The organism is Sphingomonas sp. BAUL-RG-20F-R05-02 (assembly GCF_022662305.1).
In the GTDB taxonomy this organism is placed as follows: Bacteria; Pseudomonadota; Alphaproteobacteria; order Sphingomonadales; family Sphingomonadaceae; genus Sphingomonas.
On record NZ_JAKNQH010000002.1, the window covers coordinates 342,673 to 365,532 of the forward strand.

The following is a 22,860-nucleotide window of genomic DNA, read 5'->3' on the forward strand; positions in this document are numbered from 1 at the left end:
CAACAGGATCATGACAGCTTGAAGATCAACGCGACCGCCAGCCGCCGGAGCCATGCGCATGGCCGATAACGACTCCGTCCTCGCCGCCGCCACGCAGTGGAAAGGTGCGCCGATGGCGCTCGCAACCGTGGTCTCGACCTGGGGCTCGGCACCGCGCCCGCGCGGCAGCCACATGCTGGTTCACGCCGACGGCCGGTTCGAGGGGTCGGTGTCGGGGGGTTGCGTGGAAAGCGACATCCTCGCCACCGCCGCCGAGGTGATCGCCGGCGCACCGTTCGCGCTGAAGGAATATGGCGTGGCGGACGATGCCGCGTGGGAAGTCGGCTTGCCGTGCGGCGGGCAGATCGCGGTGATGGTGCAACCGGTCGGCGCCGAGGGGTTCGATCCCGAACTGTTCGACCGCATCGCCGAGGCGCGCGATGCCGGCGATGCGCTCGCCGTGTCGACCGATCTCGACACCGGCCAGTCCAGCCTGCGCACGCTGGAGGGCGCGGCCTTCGTCAACCGCTACGATCCGCCGCGCCGGCTGCTGATCGTCGGCGCGGTGCAGATCGCGCAGGCGCTTGCCGGGCTCGCGCGCGAACTCGGCATTGCCGCCACCGTGATCGACCCGCGTGCGCGCTTCCTCACCGCCGAACGCTTCCCCGGCGTGACACTGGACGACCGCTGGCCGGACGAGGCGATCGAGGCACTCGGCCCCGGCCCGTCGACCGCTGTGGTGACGCTCAGCCACGACACCAAGATCGACGACCCCGCGCTGACCGCCGCGCTCGCCCGACCGACCTGCTATGTCGGCGCGCTCGGCTCGCGGCGCAGCCACGCCGCCCGGCGCGAACGGCTGGCGGCGGCGGGCGTGGAGGCGGCCGACCTCGACCGGATCGACGGACCGGTCGGGCTTGACATCGGCGCGATCGGCCCGGCCGAGATCGCGCTGTCGATCGCCGCCGCGATGGTTGCCGCCTTCAATGACAGACGGTGACCGGCTGACGCCAGAGCGCACCGCGCTGGTGCTGCTCGCCGCCGGCCGCTCGTCGCGGTTCGGGGCGGCCGACAAGCTTGCCGCCGACCTGTTCGGTCGGCCGCTCGGGCTACACGTTGCCACCACGCTGGCGCCCCTGCCCTTTGCCGCACGCATAGCCGTGTGCGGCGGTACCGCACTGGACTATGCGGCGCACGGCTTCGAAATGCTGTTCAACGCACGCGCGGCTGAGGGCGCATCTACCTCGGTCGCGCTCGGCGTCGCGGCGGCGCGATCGCACGGTTGCGATGCGGTGCTGATCGCACTCGCCGACATGCCGTGCGTGACGACCGCGCATATTCAACGGTTGTTCGACGCGAGCGATAACGCGAACATGGTCGTCGCGTCGAGTGATGGCGTGCGACCGTCCCCGCCCGCTCTGTTCAGCGCAGCCCATTTCGACACGCTTGCGAGCCTGAGCGGCGACCAGGGCGCGCGCGACCTGATCCGCGCCGGTCGGCACATCGTAACGCGTGCCGACGAGCTCATCGATATCGATACCGAGGCGGACCTTGCCGCCCTGCATCACAAAACCCGCTAGGAGGACGAACCATGGCCCGTACCGCATATATCGAGCGCACCGGCGGCCCCGAGGTGATCCAGTGGCGCGACGTCACGCTGGCAGAACCCGCTGCCGGCGAGGTGCGGATGCGCAACACCGCGGTCGGGCTGAACTTCATCGACACCTATCATCGCGGCGGGCTGTACCCGATCGACATGCCGAGCGGCCTTGGCACCGAGGCGGCGGGCGTCATCGAGGCAGTCGGTGCGGACGTGACGGATTTCGCACCCGGCGACCGCGTCGCCACCTTCGGCCCGACGCGCGGCGCCTATGCCACCGCCCGCAACCTGCCGGCGCGCGATCTGTTCAAGCTGCCGACGCACATCGACGACCGCACCGCCGCCGCGCTGATGCTGAAAGGTGCCACCACCGAGTTCCTCGTCGAACGCTGCGCACGGGTTCAGGCCGGCCAGACGGTGTTGGTCCATGCCGGCGCCGGCGGGGTCGGGCAGTTGCTGTGCGGCTGGTTGAAGGCGATCGGCGCGACCGTGATCGCCACGGTCGGCACGCAGGAGAAAGTCGCCACTGCCAAGGCCGCCGGCGCCGACCACGTCATCCGCTACCGCGAGGTCGATACCGCCGAGGCGGTGCGCGCGATTGTGCCGGACGGGGTGGCGGTGACGTTCGATGGCGTCGGCAAGGCGACGTGGCCGGCATCTTTGGCGGCAACGACGCGGCGCGGGCTGGTGGTCAGCTACGGCAACGCGAGCGGCGCGGTGGACGGGGTCAACCTCGGCCTGCTCGCGCGCAGCGGTTCGCTGTTCGTCACGCGCCCAACCCTGTTCGACTACTACGTGACGCCCGAGGAACGCCGCGCCGGCATCGCGCGCGTGTTTGAGATGCTGTCGCGAGGCGCGATCGCCGCCACCATAGGCCAGACCTTCGCGCTGGAGAACGTCGCCGACGCGCACCGTGCGCTGGAGGCCGGCAAGACGCAGGGATCGACCGTGCTGCTGCCGTGAGGATGGTGGCCGGAGTCGAATGCGCATAAAAAAGGGCCCGGCAACACGCCGGACCCTGAGGTTCTGTCCAGGGAGCACCCGGAACGACTCATCCCGTCGCAACGGGCATACGTCAATATAGCGCTGTGGCCGGTGCGGCGAAAGGCCGCGCCGGCCACAAACGATTACATCGCGTTCGACATCGTCGCGTTGGAATCCATCGCGTTGGAGCCCATCATGTTCGAATCCATCATGTTCGAATCGTCGACAGTGGTCATGTTCGAATCTTCAACGACGGTGTCGTTGGTGACCATGGTGTCGTTGGTGGTGTCGGCCTTCGGCGAGCAAGCAGCTGCGCCCAGAACAGCGACGGCGATCAGCGACATCGTGACGAACTTCTTCATGGACGTTTCTCCCATCGTTGGCAGGCCTTTGCCTGGGCAACTGTATTGCTACCCCCCGGCCCTGAATGTCCGAGGGTCTTATGCGGCCAAGGAAACACGATTGGTAGGGGAAATCGCAACCTGTGTACGGCAGTGTCGAAGCGATTCGCCAACACTTCGTCGCAAATCTTTCGGACCTCGCCCCTTTTTGGCCGAGTCGCGACGGTACCGCTCGTGCGCGGCGGACCGTGAAACGTCCGGTTCAGCCGCGATACAGCCCGTCGAGCCGCTCGCCGTATACGTCGCGCAGGACGTGCCGGCGGATCTTGAGCGAGGGGGTTAGCTGCTCGTTCTCGATGCTGAACGGCGCCTCGGCCAGTACGTAGCGGCGAATTCGCTCGGTCACTGACAGGTCGCGGTTCACCCGCTCGACCGCCTGGCCGATGATCGTGCGATATTCGCTGTTCTCGGCCAGCCGGGTAAAATTGCACGGGTCGCCGTTCATCGCGCACCATTGCTGCGTCCACTCCGGGTCCGGCACCAGCAGCGCGACCATATAGGGCTTGCGGTCGCCGTAGATCATCGCCTGCGCGATCTCGGGCTGGAGCGTCAGCATCCCCTCGACCTTTTGCGGGGCGACGTTCTCGCCTTTGTCGTTGACGATGATGTCCTTTTTGCGATCGGTGATCTTGATGCGCCCGCGTTCGTCGATCAGGCCGATATCGCCGGTATGCAGCCAGCCATCCTGCAACACGCGCGCGCTTTCCTCCGGGTTGCGCCAGTAGCCGTGCATGACGAGTTCGCCGCGCACCAGGATCTCGCCGTCCTCCGCGATCCGCACCTCGGTCGCGTCGAGCGGCGGACCGACCGTGTCCATCTTCAGCCCCGCCGCCGGGCGGTTGCACGACACCACCGGCCCGGATTCGGTCTGCCCATAGCCTTGCAGGAAGGCGATGCCGAGCGACTGGAAGAACACGCCGACTTCGGGCGTGAGCGGCGCGCCGCCCGATACCATCGCCTTGATCCGCCCACCGAAGCGTTGCGCGACCTTGGGCCGGAGCGTGGCGTTGAGCAGCAGGTCCATCGGCTTGTCGAGCACTGTCGATGTACCCCGATACCGTTTTGTGCCGAGCGCCTGTGCCTTGTCGAGCAGCCACGGTGCGATGCCGCCCTTCTTCTCGACATCCTTGGTGATGCGCGCGCGCAGCACCTCGAACAGGCGCGGCACCACCACCATGATGGTCGGGCGCACCTCGGCAATGTTGGCGGCGAGCTTTTCGATGCCTTCCGCATAATAAATCTGCCCGCCGAGACCGATCGGGAGATGCTGGCCGGCGGTATGTTCATAGGCATGGCTGAGCGGCAGGAACGACAGGAACACCTCGTCGCCCCAGCTGAAATCCTCGGCGATGATCGCGGAGGTGCCCGCGACGTTGTGCAGGATCGCGCCGTGGTGCTGCATCACCCCGCGCGGCGCGCCGCCGGTTCCGCTGGTGTAGATGATGCACGCGGTGTCGGCACGGGTCGCGCTCGCCACGATCGTTTCGGGCGCGCTGGCATGATCGCGGATCAGCTCGCCCCAGCGGTGGAAGGCGAGCGCGCCGGTTTGGCCGGGGCGCACCTCCTCCATGGAGATTACCGTGCGCATCGTGCTGGATCGGATCACCGCCGGCAGCAGGGCCTTGGCGAGCTTGGCGCCCGACACGATCACCGCGCTCGCACCCGAGTTTTCGATGATGTGCGCGTGATCGCGTTCGGTATTGGTGGTGTAGGTCGGCACGGTGATGCAGCCGGCCGCCATGATGGCGAGATCGCTGATGCACCATTCGGGGCGGTTTTCCGCGACCAGCATCACGCGGTCACCCGGCTTCAGCCCGATCCCTTTAAGCGCGGCGGCAAGGCTGGCGACCTGCTCCGCCGCCTCGCGCCAGGAGATCGCTATCCAGCCGCCATCGCGCTTGTACCACAGAAACGGCGCGTCCGACTTTTCCGATACTCGCGCGAGGAACATCGCCACGAGATTCGGAAAATGTTCGAGCTTGCGCATCCCTGCTCCCCCGCGACCGCTTGATCGGGCCGCTTTTATACCTACCCCTGTCGCGCCGGGACGTTCCGTCCCCAGCATCATTATTCGTGTGCGCCGTTCAGTTCGTTACTGCGCCGCGCGATCTGCGTGACGGTGCCGTCGGTCGTGACCGCGACGCCCTCGCTACGCGGATCGGCCGCGCCCACCCAGGCACTATCGACCCGCTCGATCGCATTAGCCTTCAATCCGAGCGGCCCGACCTTCACATCCTCGCCGAGCGCCTGGAGTGCGGGCACCATCGCCTCCAGCTCGGTGCCGGCTTCCGCGACCGCGCTCTTGCCCGGCGCATAGAGCAGTCCGGTTGCGATCGCCTCCTGCGCGGACATCTTCCAGTCGATTACGCCGATGATCGCCTTCGCCACCTGCGCGATGATCGTCGAGCCGCCGGCCGCGCCGATCGCGAGGCGGACCTTGCCGTCCGGACCATAGACGATGGTCGGCGACATCGAACTGCGCGGCCGCTTACCCCCCTCGACCCGGTTGGCGACGAGATAGCCGTCCTTCTCCGGCACGATGTCGAAGTCGGTCAGTTCGTTGTTGAGCCAAACACCGTCGACCGAAATGCCTGATCCGAAATAGCCGTCGATCGTGGTGGTGACCTCCACCACATTGCCGGCGGCGTCGGCGGTGGCGAGATCGCTGGTGCCGGGTACTTCGCTCAAGGGCGCGCGGATACGCTTTGGCGCGCCGGCGGGCAGGCCGGGCGCGATCGCGGCGAGGCTGTGATCGGGCGAGATCAGCGCGGACCGCTGTGCGATGTACTTCGCGTCGAGCAGCCCGGCGATCGGCACCTGCACATAATCGGGATCGGCAACGTACATGTCGCGGTCGGCATAGGCGAGCCGTGAGGACTCGGCGAAGAGATGCCATGCCGCCGGCGACGCCCGGCCGAGTTGGGCAAGGTCGAAGCGTTCGAGCTGCTTCAGGATCATCAGCACCGAGATCGCGCCCGACGAGGGCGGCCCCATGCCGCAGATCTTGTAGCCGCGATAGGTGCCGCACACCGACGCGCGATCCTTGACCTGATAGGTCGACAGATCGCCGAGCGTCATCTTAGAGCGGTTGCGCTCGGCGGTGTTGACGGCGGTGACGATCTTCTGCGCCTCCGGGCCGGTATAGAAACTCTCCACCCCGCGCCGCGCGATGGTGTCGAACAACGCCGCCTGCTCGGGGTTCTTGAACGTCGAGCCGGTCATCACGGCATGACCATCGGGGGTGAACATGTGCGCGCGGCCCCATGCCTCGACATGGCGGCCGTAGAGTTCGAGGCCGTTGTGCATCCGCGCCGACACGACGAAGCCGTCGCGCGCGTATTTGATCGCTGGCGCGAACAGCGTCGCCCACGGCAGCTTGCCATAGCGCTGGTGCGCGACCGCCATCATGCGCAGGTTGCCGGGTACGCCGACACTGCGCCCGCCCGGATAGGCATCCTTGAAGCTGAGCGGTTTGCCGTCGTCGCCGTAGAACCATTTGGCATCGGCGGCATGTGGCGCCGCCTCACGCCCGTCGAGCGTGATGGTCTTGCCGGTCTTGGCATCGTGATAAACCATGAAGCTGCCGCCGGCGATGCCGGAGTTCTGCGGCTCGACCACGTTAAGCACCAGCATCGTCGCGATCGCCGCATCGGTGGCGGTGCCGCCTTGCTTGAGGATGTCCGCACCCGCCTGCGCCGCGCGCGGATCGGCGGCGGAGACGATGCCCTGCTTGTGCGCAGGCGACGGCGCAACCGAGCCTTTCGCGAGCAAAGGCGTAGGCAGGAGCAGGGCGAGCGCGACCAGTGTTTTCTTCATCGGGTACGAAACGTAACGTACTCGGGCGTACGCACAACCCGGTTTCAGCCCTTGCCGACCGCGTCAGCGACATTTGCGAAGCCGTCGCGCGCGAGGATCGCCGAAAGTTCGCGGCACAACCGACGCGCCAGCCCCGGCCCTTCGTACACCAGCGCGGAATAGAGCTGCACCAGGCTCGCGCCCGCCAGGATGCGGCGATACGCCTCCGCCCCGGTCGCGATACCGCCTGCCGATATCAGCGGCAGTGCCCCGCCGGTCGCCGCGCGAAAATCGGCCAGCCGGGTGCGCGCGAGCGGCGCCAGCGGCGCGCCCGACAGCCCGCCGGTCTCGTCCCGATTGGATGAGGTCAGCCCGAACGGCCGCTCGATCGTCGTGTTGCTGACGATCAGCGCATCGATGCGGTGCTCAATCGCGGCGCGCGCGATCGCGTCGATCGCCGCCCGGTCGAGATCGGGCGCGACCTTCAGGAACAATGGCGGCTGGCGTCCCGGCAAGCGTCGTGCGGCGTCCGCGGCGGCGAGCAGTTCGGCGAGCGCTGGCCCATGTTGCAGATCGCGCAGGCCCGGCGTGTTGGGAGAGCTGATGTTGATCGTGACGTAGTCCGCCACCGCCGCCGCCTTGCCGACGCCCAGGACGTAATCGGCGATGCGGTCGCTCGCGTCCTTGTTGGCGCCGACGTTGATGCCGAGCACACCGCGCCGCTTCGCCTTGGCCGCGCGCGGCAGCGCCGCATCGATGCCGCCGTTGTTAAAGCCCATGCGGTTGACCACCGCCTTGTCCTCCACCAGCCGGAACAGGCGGGGCCTGGGATTGCCGTCCTGCGGCAGCGGCGTCAGCGTACCGATCTCGACGCTGCCGAAGCCCAGCCCGAAGAACCCGTCGATCGCCCGCCCGTTTTTATCGACACCCGCCGCGAGACCGAGCGGGTTGGCGAAATCAAGCCCGGCAATGCGGGTGGCAAGGCGTGGATCGTGACGCCCGCCACCGAACGGCGTGCCGAGCGTACCCCATGCAGCAAGGGCGTCGATCGTCAGATTATGCGCGCGTTCGCCGTCAAGCGCGAACAGGACGGGCCGTGTGGCGGAAAAGATCATAATGCCTGATGGCACTGCCGGCACCGACCGTCAAAGCCGGAAGATCTCACCAAAATGGAGGTTTTATCGGCGGTAGCCTGTTGCGGAACGATGGGTGTCACCAAAACCGTCGCTTTCGTCCGCGACACAGCCGCGCGGTTCTGCTCAATGAAAAGCGCGACCCAAGGGGCCCTCTGACCAGGGTTCCGCACCTTCATGGCCTGGACGAACTCCGTCCGGGCCACTTTCTTTATAGGCCGTGTCACACCGCCGCTGCGTTCAAGGTCGCACCGCCCGACCGCCCGACCGCCCATGCCGCCCGCAACTTCTGACAAGCTTTGTCGCTGCGACGTTTGTTGTCCGCGCGCAGCCAACCAAGAACTCTCTTCGGGTGGTTGACGTGAGGGCGCTTCGCGACCACATGCCCAATCGGAACGAACTGCTCCGATTTGAGAACCGCTCGCAAATGCGCCTGTCCAGCCTTGCCGATTATGCCGTCGTGATGATGACGGCCGCCGCGCGTCGGTGTGGCGGTGCGGGTCGTCTCAACGCGACCGTATTGGCTGAGGAAACCGGGCTGCCGCTGCCGACCGTGCAGAAGCTGGTCAGCAAGCTGTCCGCCGGCGGCCTGATTGAGAGCACGCGCGGCACCGGTGGCGGCTTTCGCCTGTCGCGCCCGCCATCTGCGATCACGCTTGCCGAGGTCGTCGAGGCGATCGAAGGGCCGATCGCGATGACCGCCTGTGTCGAATCGCGATCGCATGACTGCCAGATCGACGACAGTTGCAAGATGAAGCCGCACTGGAACGCCGTGAACGGCGCGGTGCGTGGCGCTCTGGCGAACATCAGCCTCGCCAGCCTGACACACCCGCCGCAAGGCACGGCCGCTGCCGAAGCGTCCGACGCGAATGACCTGAGGATCGAAGCATAATGGCCACCCGCAACGCAGACGCTTTCGCCGCTGCAAACAAGACCTACGAATGGGGTTTCAGCTCGGACATCGAGCAGGAATTCGCCCCCAAGGGGCTGAGCGAGGAAACCGTCCGGTTCATTTCGGCGAAGAAGAACGAGCCGGAGTGGATGCTCGATTGGCGGCTGAAGGCGTATCGCCACTGGCTGACGATGGAGTCGCCCGATTGGGCCAAGCTCGACATCGCGCCGATCGACTATCAGGACGCGTATTACTACGCCGAGCCGAAGGCCAAGCCCAAGCTCGGTTCGCTCGACGAGGTCGATCCCGAGATCCTGCGGGTCTATGAGAAGCTCGGCATCCCGATCGAGGAGCAGAAGCTGCTCGCGGGGGTCGAGGGCGGCACGCCGCCGCGCCGCGTCGCGGTCGATGCAGTGTTCGACTCGGTTTCGGTCGCCACCACCTTCCGCAAGGAGCTTGAGGCGGCGGGCGTGATCTTCCGCTCGATCAGCGAGGCGATCCGCGAATATCCCGAACTGGTGAAGAAGTGGCTCGGCCGAGTCGTCCCGATGCATGACAATTACTTTGCGGCACTGAATTGCGCGGTCTTCTCGGACGGGACGTTCGTCTACATTCCCGAAGGCGTGCGCTGCCCGATGGAGCTGTCGACGTACTTCCGGATCAATGCCGAGAATACCGGCCAGTTCGAGCGCACGCTGATCGTCGCCGACAAGGGCGCCTACGTCTCCTACCTCGAAGGCTGCACCGCGCCGATGCGCGACGAGAACCAGCTTCACGCGGCGGTGGTCGAACTCGTCGCATTGGACGATGCCGAGATCAAATATTCGACCGTGCAGAACTGGTACCCCGGTGACGAGAACGGCAAGGGCGGCATCTACAATTTCGTCACCAAGCGCGCACTGTGTCAGGGCGCGCGCAGCAAGGTGTCGTGGACGCAGGTCGAGACCGGCAGCGCGGTGACGTGGAAATATCCAAGTTGCGTGCTCAACGGCGAGAATTCGGTCGGCGAGTTCTATTCGGTGGCGGTCACCAACAACCGCCAGCAGGCCGATACCGGCACCAAGATGATCCACAACGGCAAGGGTTCGCGCTCGACGATCGTCTCGAAGGGAATCTCCGCCGGCCGCTCGGACAACACCTATCGCGGGCTGGTACGCGTGGCGGCGGGCGCGGAGGGCGTGCGAAACTTCACCCAGTGCGATTCGCTGCTGCTCGGCGATCAGTGCGGTGCGCATACCGTGCCGTATATCGAGGTGCGCAACCCTAGCGCGCAGATCGAGCATGAGGCGACCACCTCCAAGATCAGCGACGACCAGCTCTTCTACACGATGCAGCGCGGGCTGGATCAGGAGGCGGCGGTGGCGCTGATCGTCAACGGCTTCGCCAAGGAAGTGCTACAGCAACTGCCGATGGAGTTCGCGGTCGAAGCGCAGAAGCTGCTCGGCATCAGCCTCGAAGGCTCGGTCGGGTGATGATGCTCGCCATGGCGCTCCTTGCCGCGCAGGCTGCCGACGTACCCGCCGACGTGGTGGTGACGGGCGAGCGGTTGCGCCGGTTGCGCGTCCACGCCGCAGTCGCGCGCAACGGCCGGTTGCGTGGCTGCGAGGTGACGATCTCCAGCGGCGACGCGGCGATCGACCGGCAGGCGTGCGTCAGCACGCGCGATTGCATGGCTAGCGGCCAGCGCGCTGGCGAAGCGCTTGCAAACTGCGTCGATGGGCAACTGATCGCTTTCGTGCGCTCCGGGGCGGCGGGATGATCGCGATAGTATTCGCCCTTTCCGCCATGAGTGGCGCAAATTCTTCAAAAGGCGAGCAGGCCCTCTCAGACTATGATTTCTGCGTCGCGAACCACGCCATCGTTGCCCAAAGAGACAAAGCCAAGTCGATTGAATTGGCCGTTAGACAGGGCTTCGAAGGCTGCAAGGCGAAGCGCACCTCCGCTCGCAAGGCCATCGCGCCCATGCAGGCGTCTGCGAACAGACATCCGACGAGATGATAAACGAAAACGATCGGCAGTTAGCTGAAGAGTTGAAGTCTGAAATCTCGGAATATCGTCGAACTGGAAAAATCCCGAACAATGCTCAAAATTGAAAACCTCCATGCCGAGATCGACGGCAAAGAAATCCTCAAGGGCCTCAGCCTCACCGTGGGTGCGGGCGAGGTGCACGCGATCATGGGGCCGAACGGCGCGGGCAAGTCGACGCTCGGCTATGTGCTGGGCGGACGGCCCGGTTACGAGGTGACGGCGGGGTCCGCGACGTTCAACGGCGTCGACCTGCTCGACCTCGCCCCGCATGAGCGCGCCGCCGCCGGCCTGTTCCTCGGTTTTCAATATCCGGTCGAGATCCCCGGCGTGTCCAACGTGCAGTTCCTGCGGGAGGCGCTCAATTCGCAGCGCCGGGGGCGCGGCGAGCCGCCGCTGTCGGGCGCGGAGTTCCTCAAGGTCGCGCGGGCGCAGGCAGCGGGCCTCGGCATGGATGCCGAGATGCTCAAACGCCCGGTCAACGTCGGCTTTTCCGGCGGCGAGAAGAAGCGCAACGAGATGGTGCAGATGGGCATTCTCAACCCCCGCTTCGCGATCCTCGACGAGACCGACAGCGGCCTCGACATCGATGCGCTGCGTGCGGTCGGCGACGGCATCAACCGCATCATGCGCGCGCCCGACAAGGCGGTGCTGCTCATCACGCATTACCAGCGGCTGCTCGATTACGTGAAGCCGGACGTGGTGCACGTCCTCGCCGGTGGTCGCATCGTCAAGACCGGCGGGCCGGAACTGGCGCTCGAACTCGAAGCGGCGGGCTATGCCGAGGTTGCGGCATAGTGGACGCGCTTGCCCTCCCCACCCGCCGCGACGAAGCGTGGCGCTACAGCGATCTTGAAGCGGTCGCCACGGTCTGGCCGCTGCCCGCGCCCGAACTGATCGAGGTGCCCGCCGGTGAGAGCATCACCCGCGTCATCGTGCAGGATGCCGCCACCGACGTCGCCGCGATCCGTGATTACCGCGTGATCCTCCGCGCCGGCGCGACCGCGACGTTCCACGTCCTCAACACCGGCGGCAAGCTCGGTCGCGTGGCGATCGACGTGACGGCTCACGAAGGATCGCACTTCGAGCTCGGCGCGGCGATGCTGGGCACCGGCGACCAGACGCTCGAGATCGTCACCACGCTCAACCATATCGAGCCGAACGCGACATCGAACCAGACGGTCCGCTCGGTGCTGGGCGGGCAGGCGACCGGCAGCTATCTCGGCAAGGTCGCGGTGGCGCGCCATGCGCAGAAGACCGATGCTTCGCAGAGCGTAAAGGCGATGCTGCTCACCCGCACCGCCACCGCCAACGCCAAGCCCGAGCTGGAGATCTTCGCGGACGACGTGAAGTGCGCGCACGGCGCCACCGTCGGCGAACTCGACAAGACCGCTTTGTTCTATCTCGAAAGCCGTGGCCTCTCCCCCGCCGATGCCGCCGCGCTTTTGCTGCGCGCCTTCATCGGATCGGTGTTCGACGGCATCGCCGACGATGCCGAACGCGAATCGGTCGAGGCCGCCGCGCAGGCCGCGCTGGAGCGGATGTTGTGAGCGTCCTCACCGACACCCGCCCGCTCGACGTGGTCGCCGACTTCCCCGCGATCCCGGAGGGCTGGGCGTATCTCGACACCGCCGCCACCTCGCAGAAGCCACAAGCGGTTATCGACGCGATTCGCCACGGCTACGACACCAGCTACGCCACCGTGCATCGCGGCGTGTATCAGCGCAGCGCCGACATGACGCTCGCCTATGAGGCGGCCCGTCGCCGCGTCGCCAGCTTCATCGGCGCGCAGGAAGGCGAGATCGTGTTTGTGCGCGGCGCGACCGAGGCGATCAACCTCGTCGCGAGTAACTGGGCGCGCGAGCAGCTCAAGCCGGGCGACCGTATGCTGCTGTCGATGCTCGAACATCACAGCAATATCGTGCCGTGGCAGATGGCGGCGGAAGCGGTCGGTGCTGCGATCGACGTGATTCCGCTCACCCACGATCACCGCATCGATCTCGACGCGATGTCGGCGATGATCCGGCCCGAACACAAGCTGGTCGCGCTCGCGCATGTCTCCAACGTGCTCGGCTCGGTGCTCGACGCGAAGCGCGCCACCGAGATCGCACACAGCGTCGACGCGAAGATCCTGATCGACGGGTGCCAGGCGGTGCCGCGCATCGCCGTCGATGTCGCGGAGATTGGCTGCGACTTCTACGTCTTCTCCGGCCACAAGCTGTACGGCCCGACCGGGATCGGCGTGCTGTGGGGCCGCGCTGACCTGCTCGACGCGATGCCGCCCTATCAGGGTGGCGGCTCGATGATCGACCGCGTGTCTTTCGAACGCACCACCTATGCGCCGCCGCCGACCCGGTTCGAGGCGGGCACGCCGCACATCGTCGGTGCGCTCGGCCTGCATGCCGCGATCGATTATGTGGAAAGCATCGGGCTCGACGCGATCCACGCGCACGAAACCGCGCTGGTCCGCCAGACGCGTAACGCTTTGCGCGGCATCAATTCGGTGATGCTGTTCGGCCCGGAGGATGCGGCGGGGATCGTCTCGTTCAGCATCGAGGGGGTGCATCCGCACGACATCGGCACCATCTTGGATGAGAGCCGGGTGGCGATCCGCGCCGGGCATCACTGCGCGCAGCCGCTGATGGAGACGCTGGGCGTCGCCGCCACCGCGCGGGCGAGCTTCGGCGTCTATAACGGCGCGGCCGATATCGAGGCGCTGGTGAAGGGTATCGAGCGTGTTGCGCGGATTTTTGGGTAAGGTTTTCGGCATGAACGAGCAGAGCAACATCGCGGTGGAACAGGTCGATGCGGTCGAGACGCCGCCGCGCGCGCGCGTCGACGATGCCACGCCTCCGCCGCGCGAGCGCGATTATCTCGACGGGTTCCTCGCGCAGAAGCCGCAGGGTGACGCACCGGGGGAGCCGGGCGGCGCGCTGTATGAAGGCGTGATCGAGGCGCTGAAGGAAATCTACGATCCCGAAATACCGGTCAACATCTACGATCTCGGGCTGATCTACGGCGTCGAGGTGACCGAAGCGGGCCACGCCGTCGTGACGATGACGCTGACCACGCCGCACTGCCCGGTCGCCGAATCGATGCCGGGCGAGGTCGAGATGCGCGTCGGCGCCGTGCCGGGCGTCGGCTCGGCCGAGGTCAATCTGGTGTGGGATCCGGCATGGGACCCGCAGAAGATGAGCGACGACGCCAAGCTCGAACTGGGGATGCTGTAATGGCCACGGTCGCACGCCCCCGCCCCGCCGCGCTCAACCTCACGCCGTCCGCTGAGGGCCGCATCGCCGATCTGATGGCGAAGGCGCCTGAGGGTGCGATCGGCGTCAAGCTGTCGACACCGAAGCGCGGCTGTTCCGGCCTCGCCTATTCGGTCGATTACGTGACGGAAGCCAAACCGTTCGACGAACGCATCGACACGCCAGGCGGCACGCTGTTCGTCGATGGTGGCTCGATCCTGTACCTGATCGGTAGCCGCATGGACTGGGTTGAAGACGATTTCGCCGCCGGCTTCGTGTTCCAGAACCCCAATGCCAAGGGCGCGTGCGGGTGTGGCGAGAGCTTTACGGTTTAAGACCGCTCGCCCCCCTAGTCATCAGCCCTTCCCCGCCGCAGCCGGGATCAGTTACGCAACGTCGGCGGTATGCGCTTCGTCCCGTACATGCACCTGCGGTACAGCCCCCCCTTGCGCCGGAGGGGCCAGGAACGGGAAGGCAGCGCGGATGTCCGTTCGCCCCTTACTTCGCCGCCGCAGCCTTTGGCACCACGTCCATCGTCCAGTCCTTGCCCGGCACCAGATATTTCTGCGCCGTCGCCTGCAAATCCGCCGCCGTCATTCGCGTAACGTCGCCGTACAGATGCGTCAGCGCGTCGATCCGGCGCGGGTCATACGATGCACCGGTCAGTTGCAGCATCCAGAACTGGTTGCCGGTCGACTGGCGCTTGATCGCCTCCAGCATCGGCCCGATCGTGCGTTTCAGTTCGTCATCACTGACCGGCTTGGCGACGAGATCGGCGGCGATCTCCCGCGACAGCTTGAAGAACAGCGGCACGTTCTCCGGCGCGACCTGCCCGATCGCGACCATGCGACCACCGCCTGGCAACCCGATCGGCCAGGTGCTCGACACGTTGGGGCTGTAGCTCGCGCCTGCCTGTGAGCGAAGCTGGTCAAACAACCGGTCGCTGAAGATCGCGGCCAGCACGTCGAGCCGGCGCGAGTCGGTCATCCCCTCGATACCGCTGCCGGTTGGCCAGGCGATCACCGCCGCCGCCTGATTGGCGGGGCCGTCGTGCGTCAGCACCACCGGCGTTGTATCGTGCGCGGGGAAACGCACCGGCGGCGGGGTCGCGGTGCTGGCGGTTCGCGGTGGCAACGCGCCGATCGTCTTGCCGACGGTGGCGATGGCGACGTCAGCGGGGATATCGCCGAACACCTGCACCTCGACCGGGCCCGACTTCATCAGCGGTTCCCAGAAGGCGCGGAAGCTCTGCGGGGTCAGCGCCATGATCTGCTCGCGGCTGGGCGAGCCCCAGCGCTTGTCACCATCGCGCAGCAACCGTTCGAGATCACGCGTCAACACCCCGCCCGGCGACGCGCCGAGGCCGGCATAGCCGGAGAGCGCGACGCTCTTCGCACGCAACACCGGGTTCGGATCCCACCCCGGCGCGGCCAGTTCGGCGGCGAGCAGCTTCATCTGATCGGCAAAGTCGCTCGGCGAGGTTTGGCCGGACAGAGAGAAAGCATCATCCTCGATATCGAAGTCGAGGCCGATGCGCCGCCCGGCGGTCATCTGGTCGAGATCGCCCTGCCTGAGCTTGCCGATGCCACCTTCCACCAGCGCAAGGTCAGCCGCCCACGCCGGCGTCGCCTTGTCGGCGGGGAACGCGTTATAGCCACGCCCGAAGCGCACCCGTACATAGATGCGATTGTCCTCGGCATTGGTCGAATAGACCATCAGCTTGGAGCCGTTGGAATAGCTCACGCTGGTCAGGTCCATGTCCGGCCCGAACCGCGTCACCTTCTCGCGCGATACGACGGTGGAGGGCTTGCCGCCGGGCGCAGGCAGCTTGTCGAACGACACGGCCCCTTGGGCGCGCCCCAGAGTAGCCGGCGAGACCTTGGCCTTGAGCGCTGTCGCAAGCTTTGCAGTGGCGCTATCGTCAGGCGATTGCAGGCTTAGCAGTGCGCGCGTGGCGGTGCCCTGAAACACCTTCTTGGTGGAGGCGAGTTCGGCTGCGGGATTGAACATCTTCTTGGCGACCGCATCGTGATACACTTTCAGGATCGTATCGGGGGCGGTGGTCGTCTCGCGGATGTCGAGCGCCTGCACCATGTCGTCCGCTTCCTTCGATCCAGCTTCGGCGCGGGCGGTGTCGACGCTGGTACGGAAGCTGACCTCGAGATCGGCGAGCTCGCGGTCGATCTCGGCCTGGGTCGGCGCATGGTCCTGCGCGGCGGCGATCACGGAGCGAACGTCGCGCAACGCAGCCTCCCAATCGGCGCCGACCGGCAGGATCGACACGATCGTCACGTTGGCGGAACGCGACGGGTCGTCGAGGCCCGCCTGCGCGGCGATATAGCTGCCACCGGCGCGGGCACGCGCCTCCAGCCGACGGTTGATGATCGCCAGTGCGACCTGATCGACCATGCGCTGCTGGTTGAACAGCATGGTATCGTCGTGAAACTCCCACGGCCGCACCACCGCCATGGTAATGCGCGGCGGCAGGCTCGGCTCGACGATGGTGGCGGTGGTCGGCTGCTTGGGATCGGGCTTGCCGAAATCGGGATCGGCGGGCGCGGGGCCGATGCCCTGCCAGCCACCGAAATATTTGGCGATCAGCGACTCGATCATGGCGGGATCGGCATCGCCAGCGACCGAGATCATCACGCGGCTCGGGCGGTACCAGCGGTCGTGGAACGCCTTCACGCTGGCTGCGGTCGCTGCCTCCAGCGTCTTGATGTTGCCGATCGGCGAGCGGTCGGCGAGCGGCTGCCCGGCGAACAGCGTGTGGTTGAGCGCGTCGATATAGCGCACCTGCGCGCCGGGCTGTTCGCGCTGTTCGGCCAGCACGGCGGGGCGCTCGGCATTGAGCGCTTCCGGCGTGATATTAGGCGCGGACACCATGCCCGACATGATCTTCAGGCTCTCGTCGATGCCGGCGGGCGTGGCGGAGGGCAGGTCGAGCTTGAACACCGTCTGCGTGGTGGTGGTCTGCGCGTTGGTGTCCGACCCGAAGGTGGTGCCCATGCGCTGCCAGATGCGCTTGGCCTCGCCGTCCGGCACGTATTTCGAACCTCGGAACGATAGATGCTCGATGAGATGCGCATAGCCGCGCTCGGCATCGGTCTCGTACAGCGAACCCGCGTCGATACGCACCCGCACCGAGATCTGGCCTGGCGGCACGCCGTTGCGGCGGATCGCGTAGCGCAGGCCGTTCTTGAGCGTGCCGAAATGCCAAGCCGGATCGGGCGCGATATCGCTGCCCTTGTAGAGCCACGCATCGCGGCTGGCGATCGCGCTTGCCGGATCGACTGCCGGCGCGATGCCGGCGGAAGCGGGTGCCGCCGCAGGTGGCGTCTGGCCGGCGATGACCGGGGAAAGGCCGAGGAGGATGCCGGCGATTACGGGGCTGGCGATCAGCGGAAGGCGCGAGGCGCGCGTAAGCAACTTCATGGGCGTGATCCTAGCGCCGTTCGCGCATCACCGCCAGCGGCCCCGTTTGCACCATAATCGCCCCTGCAAATCACCCGCTACGCCATGATTTCGACCCACAACGGCAATATCCCGCAACGCTATCGGCGGCAAAGCAGCCGCGCCGCGCAGGCGGGAAACGTGAGAGAGGTTTCGGAAGGCGTGGTGCGCGTACAGTCAGATCCCGGTCACGCGATGCGGCAGACGATGGCCGATCCTGCCGATGCCATTCCGGCGCGCCGAGAGCGGGTGCTGACACTCGTGCCACCGGCGAACGATGTCCCACTTCGCGCCGAACGCGACCGACCGTTCGTCATCCGGCTCGGCAAACGCCTGCGCGGCATATTCGACCGGGTGATCGCGGCGTCCTCGCTGGTGTCGAACGATGCCGTGCTCGATGTGCGCGACTTCGCCTGGACCGCGCATCTCCGCGATCAATGGCAGGCGATCCGTGACGAGGCCCTCGGCGTAGCACTTCAGGGGCAGGCCGCACCCTGCCTCGCAGCGATTTCGCCGGACCACCGGGCGATCGCGCGCGCCAATATGTGGCGCACGTTCTTCCTGTGGGGCTATGGCTACCCGATCGAGGAGAATATCGCACGCTGCCCGGCCACGGCGGCGGCGGTGCGGCAAATCCCGGGTCTCGCCACCGCCTTCTTCTCGATCCTCGCGCCCGGCGCGCATATCCCCGACCACCGAGGCGTCACCAAGGGGCTGATCACCTGCCACCTCGCGCTGATCGTGCTGCGCGACGGCGACGTGCGGATGCGGGTCGGTGGCCGGGTGGTGCGCTGGGCCGAAGGCGAGACCCTGGTGTTCGACGATACCTATCCCCATGAAGTCTGGAACGACACGAGCGGCACGCAGGTCGTGCTGCTGATCCAGTTTCGCCGGCCGCTGCGCAACCCGGGCAAGATCATCGCCGACGTCTGCCTGGGGGCGATCCGGCGCTCCGCATTCGTTCAGGACGCGCGAGACAACATCCGGATGTGGAACGAAACGGTCAAGCAAACGGAGCGCTGATGCCGCCGTGAGGCATCTCCGCGAAAGACAAGCTTTCCCGAATACGCCTTGATCCCGCCATCACGCAGCGCCACATGTCGCCCATGTTGATCGAAACCGAAACGACGCCCAATCCGGCCACGCTGAAGTTCCTGCCCGGCCGGGTCGTCATGGATGCCGGCACGCGTGATTTCGCGACGCCCGAAGAGGCGGAAGCCTCGCCGCTTGCGGAGGCTTTGTTCGATCTCGGCGATGTGACCGGCGTGTTCTTCGGCCGTGACTTCATTTCGGTAACCGCCGGCCCCGGCAGCGACTGGGGGATGCTGAAGCCGGACGTGCTGGCGCTGCTGCTCGACCATTTCAGCGCTGGCATGCCGCTGTTCCGCGCCGTCGGAACCGCCGGTTTCTCCGTTCCAGCCGAAGACGATTTCGCCGAGAACCCGGAGGACGCCGACATCGTCGCGCAGATCAAGGATCTGATCGAAACGCGCGTCCGCCCCGCTGTCGCCAACGATGGCGGCGACATCGTCTATCGCGGCTTCGACAAGGGCAAGGTGTTCCTCCAGATGCAGGGCGCATGCTCGGGCTGCCCGTCCTCTTCGGCGACGCTGAAGAACGGTATCGAGCAACTGCTGCGTTATTACGTTCCCGAGGTCACCGAGGTGCGCGCGGTCTGACCGCCACGTGATCTGCGGTTGCGTTTGAAAGGAAATCTCATGGCCGCCAAGCTGTCCGACGAGGCGCTGGACACGATCTTCCGGTCTGGCCGCAGCTATAACGGCTATACCGACACGCCGGTGACCGAGGCCGATCTTCACGCGATCTGGGATCTGATGAAGTTCGGGCCGACATCGGTCAATTCGCTGCCCGGGCGTATGGTCTGGTGCCTGAGCGATGCGTCCAAGGAAAAGCTGGCGGCGCTGGCGAGCGGCACCAATGCCGACAAGATCCGCAAGGCGCCGGCGGCCGTCGTCATCGGCATGGATGCCGAATGGCACGAGCAACTGCCGACGCTGTTTCCGCACGTCGATGCGCGTGCCTGGTTCCTGGGCGATGACAAGGCGACCGCGCGTCGGGACGCGGCGCTGCGCAATTCCTCGTTGCAGGGCGCGTATTTCATCATCGCCGCGCGCGCGCTCGGCTTCGACACTGGGCCGATGTCCGGCTTCGACAACGCCGCCGTCGACAAGGCGTTCTTCGCCGACACCCCCAACGTTAGCTCGAACTTCATCGCCACGCTCGGCGTAGGCGATCCGGCAACACTGCACGGCCGGTCACCGCGCCCGCCGTTCGATACTTTCAACCGGATTGTCTGAAGCCGGTTTGCGTACGCTCGTCATCGAAACCGCGACCGCGGCCTGTTCGGCGGCCCTGATCGAGAACGGCGCGGTCGTCGCCGCCGCGCACGAAGTGGTCGGACGCGGTCATGCCGAGCGCCTGCTGCCGATGATCGCCGGCCTGCCGGACGGCGGACGCGCCCAGCATATTCTGGTCGATTGCGGGCCGGGCAGCTTCACCGGCGTGCGCGTCGGGCTGGCGGCGGCGCGCGCACTCGCGTTCGGTTGGACTGCAAGTATTGCCGGCTATTCTTCTTTGTCATTGCTTGCCGCCGCTGCGTTCCGGGCCAATTCGGGTATTGCAACACTTGCGAGCGTTATCGAGGGCGGGCATGGCGAGGTCTTCATGCAGACCTTCGACGCGCCGCTGTGCGCGACCAGCCAACTCGCCTCGCTGCGTCCCGACGTCGCACTCGCGCGGATCGACTCGCGTTTCGCGGTCGGCAGCGGCGTGCGGCTGATCGCCGGGCTTGATCCGGCGCACGCGGATGGCGCAGCGCTGCCGTGCGCCGCCGACGCGCTGTTGCTGCCGGCCGCGTTCACAGCGCTCGCAGCGGTGCCGCTGTACGGTCGCCCACCCGACGCAAAGCCGGCCGCCGCGTGAGTACGACGCTGAACCGCATCGACCTGCGCAGCGGTGGCGCCGCCGATCTCGGCACGGTCGACGCGATCATGCAGGCAGCATTCGACCCACGCTTTGGCGAGGCATGGACGCGCAGCCAGTGTCTCGGCATCCTCGCCATGCCCGGCGTGTGGCTGACGATCGCGTCGGTCGACGGTGAAGCGGCCGGCTTTGCGATCGCGCGGATCGTTGCCGACGAGGTCGAGTTGCTGTTGCTCGCCACCGCGCCGACGATGCGCCGCCGCGGGGTTGGTTCGGCGATCTTACGGTCGGTGATGGCGGATAGTCTCATGCGCGGCGCGATCAGCCTGCATCTCGAAGTCCGCGACGGTAATGGCGCGATCGCTTTGTACAGCCAATCGGGCTTCAACAAGGTCGGGGAACGCAAGCGATACTATCGCGGCGCGGACGGCCAAGCCTTTGATGCTTTTACCTTCCGTCGCGAATTGGCCTGAAACGAGAAGTTAATGAACAAATTGTTGCTTGCGCTCGTTTGAGCACGGGTCAATAGATTTGTGATGGCTACGGCAACAGTAGCTTTAGATAAGGGTCGAAAGGTCAATAATGGACGCACAATTGGAACTTCAAGAAACGCTCATCACGCTCACCGCAGACATTGTCGCGGCACACGTCAGCAACAATAGCGTAGCCGTATCGGATCTGCCGGTCCTGATCGCGAACGTGCATGGTGCGCTGACCGGTCTCGGCAGCACTGCGCCGGCGCCGGAAGTGAAGCAGGAGCCTGCCGTTTCGGTGCGTTCTTCGATCAAGCCGGACTATATCGTCTGCCTTGAAGATGGTAAGAAGCTGAAGATGCTGAAGCGTCACCTGATGACGCATTATCAGATGACGCCCGAACAGTATCGGACCAAGTGGAATCTTCCCGCCGACTATCCGATGGTCGCGCCGAGCTATGCCGAGCAGCGCCGCTCGCTGGCGAAGAAGATCGGTCTTGGCACCAAGCGTCGCAAGACCGCGACACGCTGATCGACCCGAAACGGGCGGCACCGGCACCGGTCGGAGCCGCTCTTTTCATATGCGCGCGGAAGAAGCGCCTTTATCCCGCGCGGTGAAGCGCGTAGAACGCCATTATGCCGCGCAAGATTGATATCGAAGCCCTCTGCAACGAAAAGGGCCTTCGCATCACCGAACAACGCCGTGTTATCGCGCGCGTTCTTTCCGAAGCTGACGATCATCCCGATGTCGAACGCGTGTACGAACGCGCCTCCGCGATCGATTCCGGCATCTCGATCGCCACCGTGTATCGTACCGTGCGTCTGTTCGAGGAGGCGGGCATCCTCGACCGGCACGATTTCGGCGACGGACGATCGCGCTACGAGCCCGCGCCCGAGGCGCATCACGATCACCTCATCGACGTGGAAACCGGCAAGGTGCTGGAGTTCGTCGATCCGGAGCTCGAACTGCTCCAGAAGACCATCGCCGAGCGTCTGGGCTTTCGGCTGGTCGATCACCGCATGGAATTGTACGGCGTCGCGCTCGACCGCAAGGGCTGACCGCCTTGCGGCGTGAGGACCGCCTTGCAGCCGCCGCCGGACGCCCGCCGACGCTGACCGCCACCGGTAGGCTGCGGCTATGGCTGCGCATCGCGATGCTGACCGGGCTCGCGGCGATGTTCGTGCCGCTGCATTATCTGTGGCGGCTGTTCCGGCTGTCGTCGCCGTGGCCGCGCCTGTTCCTGGGCGGCGCCGGGCGAATCAGCGGCGCGCGGGTGTCGGTGCAGGGCGTACCGCTTAAACGCGACGTATTCTACGTCTCCAATCATGTGAGCTGGATCGACATTCCCGCGATCGCCGGGGCAAGCGGCACCGCCTTCGTCGCCAAGGCCGAAATCCGCGATGCGCCGGTGGTCGGCTGGCTGTCCTCACTCAACCGCACCGTGTTCGTGGAACGCGAGAACCGCTTGGGCGTGGCGGGGCAGATCAACACGCTGCGCGATACGCTCGCTGAAAACTGGTCGGTCACGGTGTTCCCGGAAGGCACCACCGAGGATGGCCGGTCGCTGCTGCCGTTCAAGACCTCGATGCTCAAGGTGCTCGAACCGCCGCCGCCGGGCGTTATGGTGCAGCCGGTGCTGATCGATTATGGCGCGGTCGGCGAGGAGATCGGCTGGCTCGGCCACGAAAGCGGCAAGAGCAACGCCGCGCGCGTGCTGGCGCGGGCGGGAAGTTTCCCGGTGGTGGTGCATTTCCTCGAACCGTTCCACCCGCGCGACTTTCCGGGCCGCAAGGCGATCGCGGCGGAAAGCCGGCGGCGGATTGAGGTCGCGTTGAGCGGCATCATCGGCGGCCCGGTGCCCGCGTTCATCGGCCACGACGCCTGGGCGCAACGCGCTGAGCAAGCCCCTGTCCTGCCATGATTTGTGCGTAAG

At 66.2% G+C, this 22,860-nt stretch carries 24 protein-coding genes; 19 read left to right on the forward strand and 5 right to left on the reverse strand.

Annotation, left to right across the window (positions count from 1 at the left end; genetic code table 11):
• Nucleotides 1–58 precede the first annotated feature (58 nt).
• Genes L8F97_RS06570 through L8F97_RS06580 form a run of 3 tightly spaced genes read left to right on the forward strand, consistent with a single transcriptional unit; the run spans nucleotide 59 to nucleotide 2,542 of the window.
• A complete protein-coding gene (locus L8F97_RS06570) occupies nucleotides 59–979 on the forward strand; it encodes an XdhC family protein (RefSeq protein WP_242147737.1) in 921 nt (306 codons plus the stop codon).
• On the forward strand, nucleotides 966–1,559 hold the full coding sequence (locus tag L8F97_RS06575) for a nucleotidyltransferase family protein (RefSeq protein WP_242147739.1): 594 nt from the start codon (nucleotides 966–968) through the stop codon (nucleotides 1,557–1,559). Before L8F97_RS06570 ends, L8F97_RS06575 begins: the two co-directional genes overlap by 14 nt.
• Nucleotides 1,560–1,570: 11 nt before the next feature.
• Nucleotides 1,571–2,542, forward strand: a complete 972-nt coding sequence (locus L8F97_RS06580) for a quinone oxidoreductase family protein (RefSeq protein WP_242147741.1) — start codon at nucleotides 1,571–1,573, stop codon at nucleotides 2,540–2,542.
• 164 nt (nucleotides 2,543–2,706) lie between these two features.
• Here the strand turns inward: L8F97_RS06580 and L8F97_RS06585 are convergent, their stop codons facing one another.
• The 4 genes from L8F97_RS06585 to L8F97_RS06600 all read right to left on the reverse strand — a co-directional run bounded on the left by L8F97_RS06585 (nucleotide 2,707) and on the right by L8F97_RS06600 (nucleotide 7,874).
• Entirely contained in the window at nucleotides 2,707–2,925 is a 219-nt protein-coding gene (locus tag L8F97_RS06585; protein WP_242147743.1) for a hypothetical protein, read from the reverse strand.
• 241 nt (nucleotides 2,926–3,166) lie between these two features.
• Entirely contained in the window at nucleotides 3,167–4,951 is a 1,785-nt protein-coding gene (locus tag L8F97_RS06590) for an AMP-dependent synthetase/ligase (protein WP_242147746.1), read from the reverse strand.
• An 80-nt stretch (nucleotides 4,952–5,031) separates the two neighbouring features.
• Nucleotides 5,032–6,780, reverse strand: coding sequence for a gamma-glutamyltransferase (ggt, locus tag L8F97_RS06595; RefSeq protein ID WP_242147749.1), 1,749 nt, complete (start codon nucleotides 6,778–6,780; stop codon nucleotides 5,032–5,034).
• Nucleotides 6,781–6,824: 44 nt separating this feature from the next.
• Complete coding sequence (locus L8F97_RS06600) at nucleotides 6,825–7,874, reverse strand: quinone-dependent dihydroorotate dehydrogenase (RefSeq protein ID WP_242147751.1); 1,050 nt, start codon at nucleotides 7,872–7,874, stop codon at nucleotides 6,825–6,827.
• 445 nt (nucleotides 7,875–8,319) lie between these two features.
• Here L8F97_RS06600 and L8F97_RS06605 point away from each other — a divergent pair, with 445 nt between their 5' ends.
• The 8 genes from L8F97_RS06605 (at nucleotide 8,320) to L8F97_RS06640 (ending at nucleotide 14,392) form a co-directional block, all read left to right on the forward strand.
• Nucleotides 8,320–8,784: an SUF system Fe-S cluster assembly regulator gene (locus tag L8F97_RS06605; RefSeq protein ID WP_242148276.1), complete on the forward strand. Its 465-nt coding sequence runs from the start codon at nucleotides 8,320–8,322 to the stop codon at nucleotides 8,782–8,784.
• Complete coding sequence (sufB, locus tag L8F97_RS06610; protein ID WP_242147753.1) at nucleotides 8,784–10,256, forward strand: Fe-S cluster assembly protein SufB; 1,473 nt, start codon at nucleotides 8,784–8,786, stop codon at nucleotides 10,254–10,256. The genes L8F97_RS06605 and sufB overlap by 1 nt, the downstream gene beginning before the upstream one ends.
• Entirely contained in the window at nucleotides 10,253–10,543 is a 291-nt protein-coding gene (locus L8F97_RS06615; protein WP_242147754.1) for a hypothetical protein, read from the forward strand. Before sufB ends, L8F97_RS06615 begins: the two co-directional genes overlap by 4 nt.
• A gap of 320 nt (nucleotides 10,544–10,863) precedes the next feature.
• The gene (sufC, locus tag L8F97_RS06620) at nucleotides 10,864–11,607 is read left to right on the forward strand and encodes a Fe-S cluster assembly ATPase SufC (protein WP_242147756.1); all 744 of its coding nucleotides are present in this window, start codon (nucleotides 10,864–10,866) and stop codon (nucleotides 11,605–11,607) included.
• Nucleotides 11,607–12,359, forward strand: a complete 753-nt coding sequence (locus L8F97_RS06625) for a SufD family Fe-S cluster assembly protein (RefSeq protein ID WP_242147758.1) — start codon at nucleotides 11,607–11,609, stop codon at nucleotides 12,357–12,359. Before sufC ends, L8F97_RS06625 begins: the two co-directional genes overlap by 1 nt.
• On the forward strand, nucleotides 12,356–13,567 hold the full coding sequence (locus tag L8F97_RS06630) for a cysteine desulfurase (protein WP_242147760.1): 1,212 nt from the start codon (nucleotides 12,356–12,358) through the stop codon (nucleotides 13,565–13,567). Before L8F97_RS06625 ends, L8F97_RS06630 begins: the two co-directional genes overlap by 4 nt.
• Nucleotides 13,568–13,577: 10 nt before the next feature.
• Complete coding sequence (locus L8F97_RS06635) at nucleotides 13,578–14,039, forward strand: SUF system Fe-S cluster assembly protein (RefSeq protein WP_242147763.1); 462 nt, start codon at nucleotides 13,578–13,580, stop codon at nucleotides 14,037–14,039.
• Nucleotides 14,039–14,392: a HesB/IscA family protein gene (locus tag L8F97_RS06640; protein ID WP_242147765.1), complete on the forward strand. Its 354-nt coding sequence runs from the start codon at nucleotides 14,039–14,041 to the stop codon at nucleotides 14,390–14,392. The genes L8F97_RS06635 and L8F97_RS06640 overlap by 1 nt, the downstream gene beginning before the upstream one ends.
• A 163-nt stretch (nucleotides 14,393–14,555) precedes the next feature.
• Here the strand turns inward: L8F97_RS06640 and L8F97_RS06645 are convergent, their stop codons facing one another.
• Nucleotides 14,556–17,492, reverse strand: a complete 2,937-nt coding sequence (locus L8F97_RS06645; protein WP_242147767.1) for a M16 family metallopeptidase — start codon at nucleotides 17,490–17,492, stop codon at nucleotides 14,556–14,558.
• An 84-nt stretch (nucleotides 17,493–17,576) separates the two neighbouring features.
• On the opposite strand from L8F97_RS06645, the gene L8F97_RS06650 reads away from it, so the two are divergent.
• The 8 genes from L8F97_RS06650 (at nucleotide 17,577) to L8F97_RS06685 (ending at nucleotide 22,848) form a co-directional block, all read left to right on the forward strand.
• Complete coding sequence (locus L8F97_RS06650; RefSeq protein WP_242147770.1) at nucleotides 17,577–18,533, forward strand: aspartyl/asparaginyl beta-hydroxylase domain-containing protein; 957 nt, start codon at nucleotides 17,577–17,579, stop codon at nucleotides 18,531–18,533.
• A gap of 83 nt (nucleotides 18,534–18,616) precedes the next feature.
• A complete protein-coding gene (locus tag L8F97_RS06655; protein WP_242148277.1) occupies nucleotides 18,617–19,189 on the forward strand; it encodes a NifU family protein in 573 nt (190 codons plus the stop codon).
• Between the two features lie 39 nt (nucleotides 19,190–19,228).
• Nucleotides 19,229–19,828 carry a malonic semialdehyde reductase gene (locus L8F97_RS06660; RefSeq protein ID WP_242147773.1) on the forward strand — a complete coding sequence of 200 codons (600 nt, stop codon included), beginning with the start codon at nucleotides 19,229–19,231 and terminating at the stop codon, nucleotides 19,826–19,828.
• Between the two features lie 7 nt (nucleotides 19,829–19,835).
• The gene (gene tsaB / locus L8F97_RS06665) at nucleotides 19,836–20,453 is read left to right on the forward strand and encodes a tRNA (adenosine(37)-N6)-threonylcarbamoyltransferase complex dimerization subunit type 1 TsaB (RefSeq protein ID WP_242147775.1); all 618 of its coding nucleotides are present in this window, start codon (nucleotides 19,836–19,838) and stop codon (nucleotides 20,451–20,453) included.
• The gene (locus L8F97_RS06670) at nucleotides 20,450–20,926 is read left to right on the forward strand and encodes a GNAT family N-acetyltransferase (protein WP_242147777.1); all 477 of its coding nucleotides are present in this window, start codon (nucleotides 20,450–20,452) and stop codon (nucleotides 20,924–20,926) included. The genes tsaB and L8F97_RS06670 overlap by 4 nt, the downstream gene beginning before the upstream one ends.
• A gap of 109 nt (nucleotides 20,927–21,035) precedes the next feature.
• Nucleotides 21,036–21,458: a MucR family transcriptional regulator gene (locus tag L8F97_RS06675; protein ID WP_242147779.1), complete on the forward strand. Its 423-nt coding sequence runs from the start codon at nucleotides 21,036–21,038 to the stop codon at nucleotides 21,456–21,458.
• A gap of 104 nt (nucleotides 21,459–21,562) precedes the next feature.
• Nucleotides 21,563–21,985, forward strand: coding sequence for a Fur family transcriptional regulator (locus L8F97_RS06680; protein WP_242147781.1), 423 nt, complete (start codon nucleotides 21,563–21,565; stop codon nucleotides 21,983–21,985).
• Nucleotides 21,986–21,990: 5 nt separating this feature from the next.
• Nucleotides 21,991–22,848: a lysophospholipid acyltransferase family protein gene (locus L8F97_RS06685; protein WP_409929012.1), complete on the forward strand. Its 858-nt coding sequence runs from the start codon at nucleotides 21,991–21,993 to the stop codon at nucleotides 22,846–22,848.
• The last annotated feature ends 12 nt before the right edge of the window (nucleotides 22,849–22,860 follow it).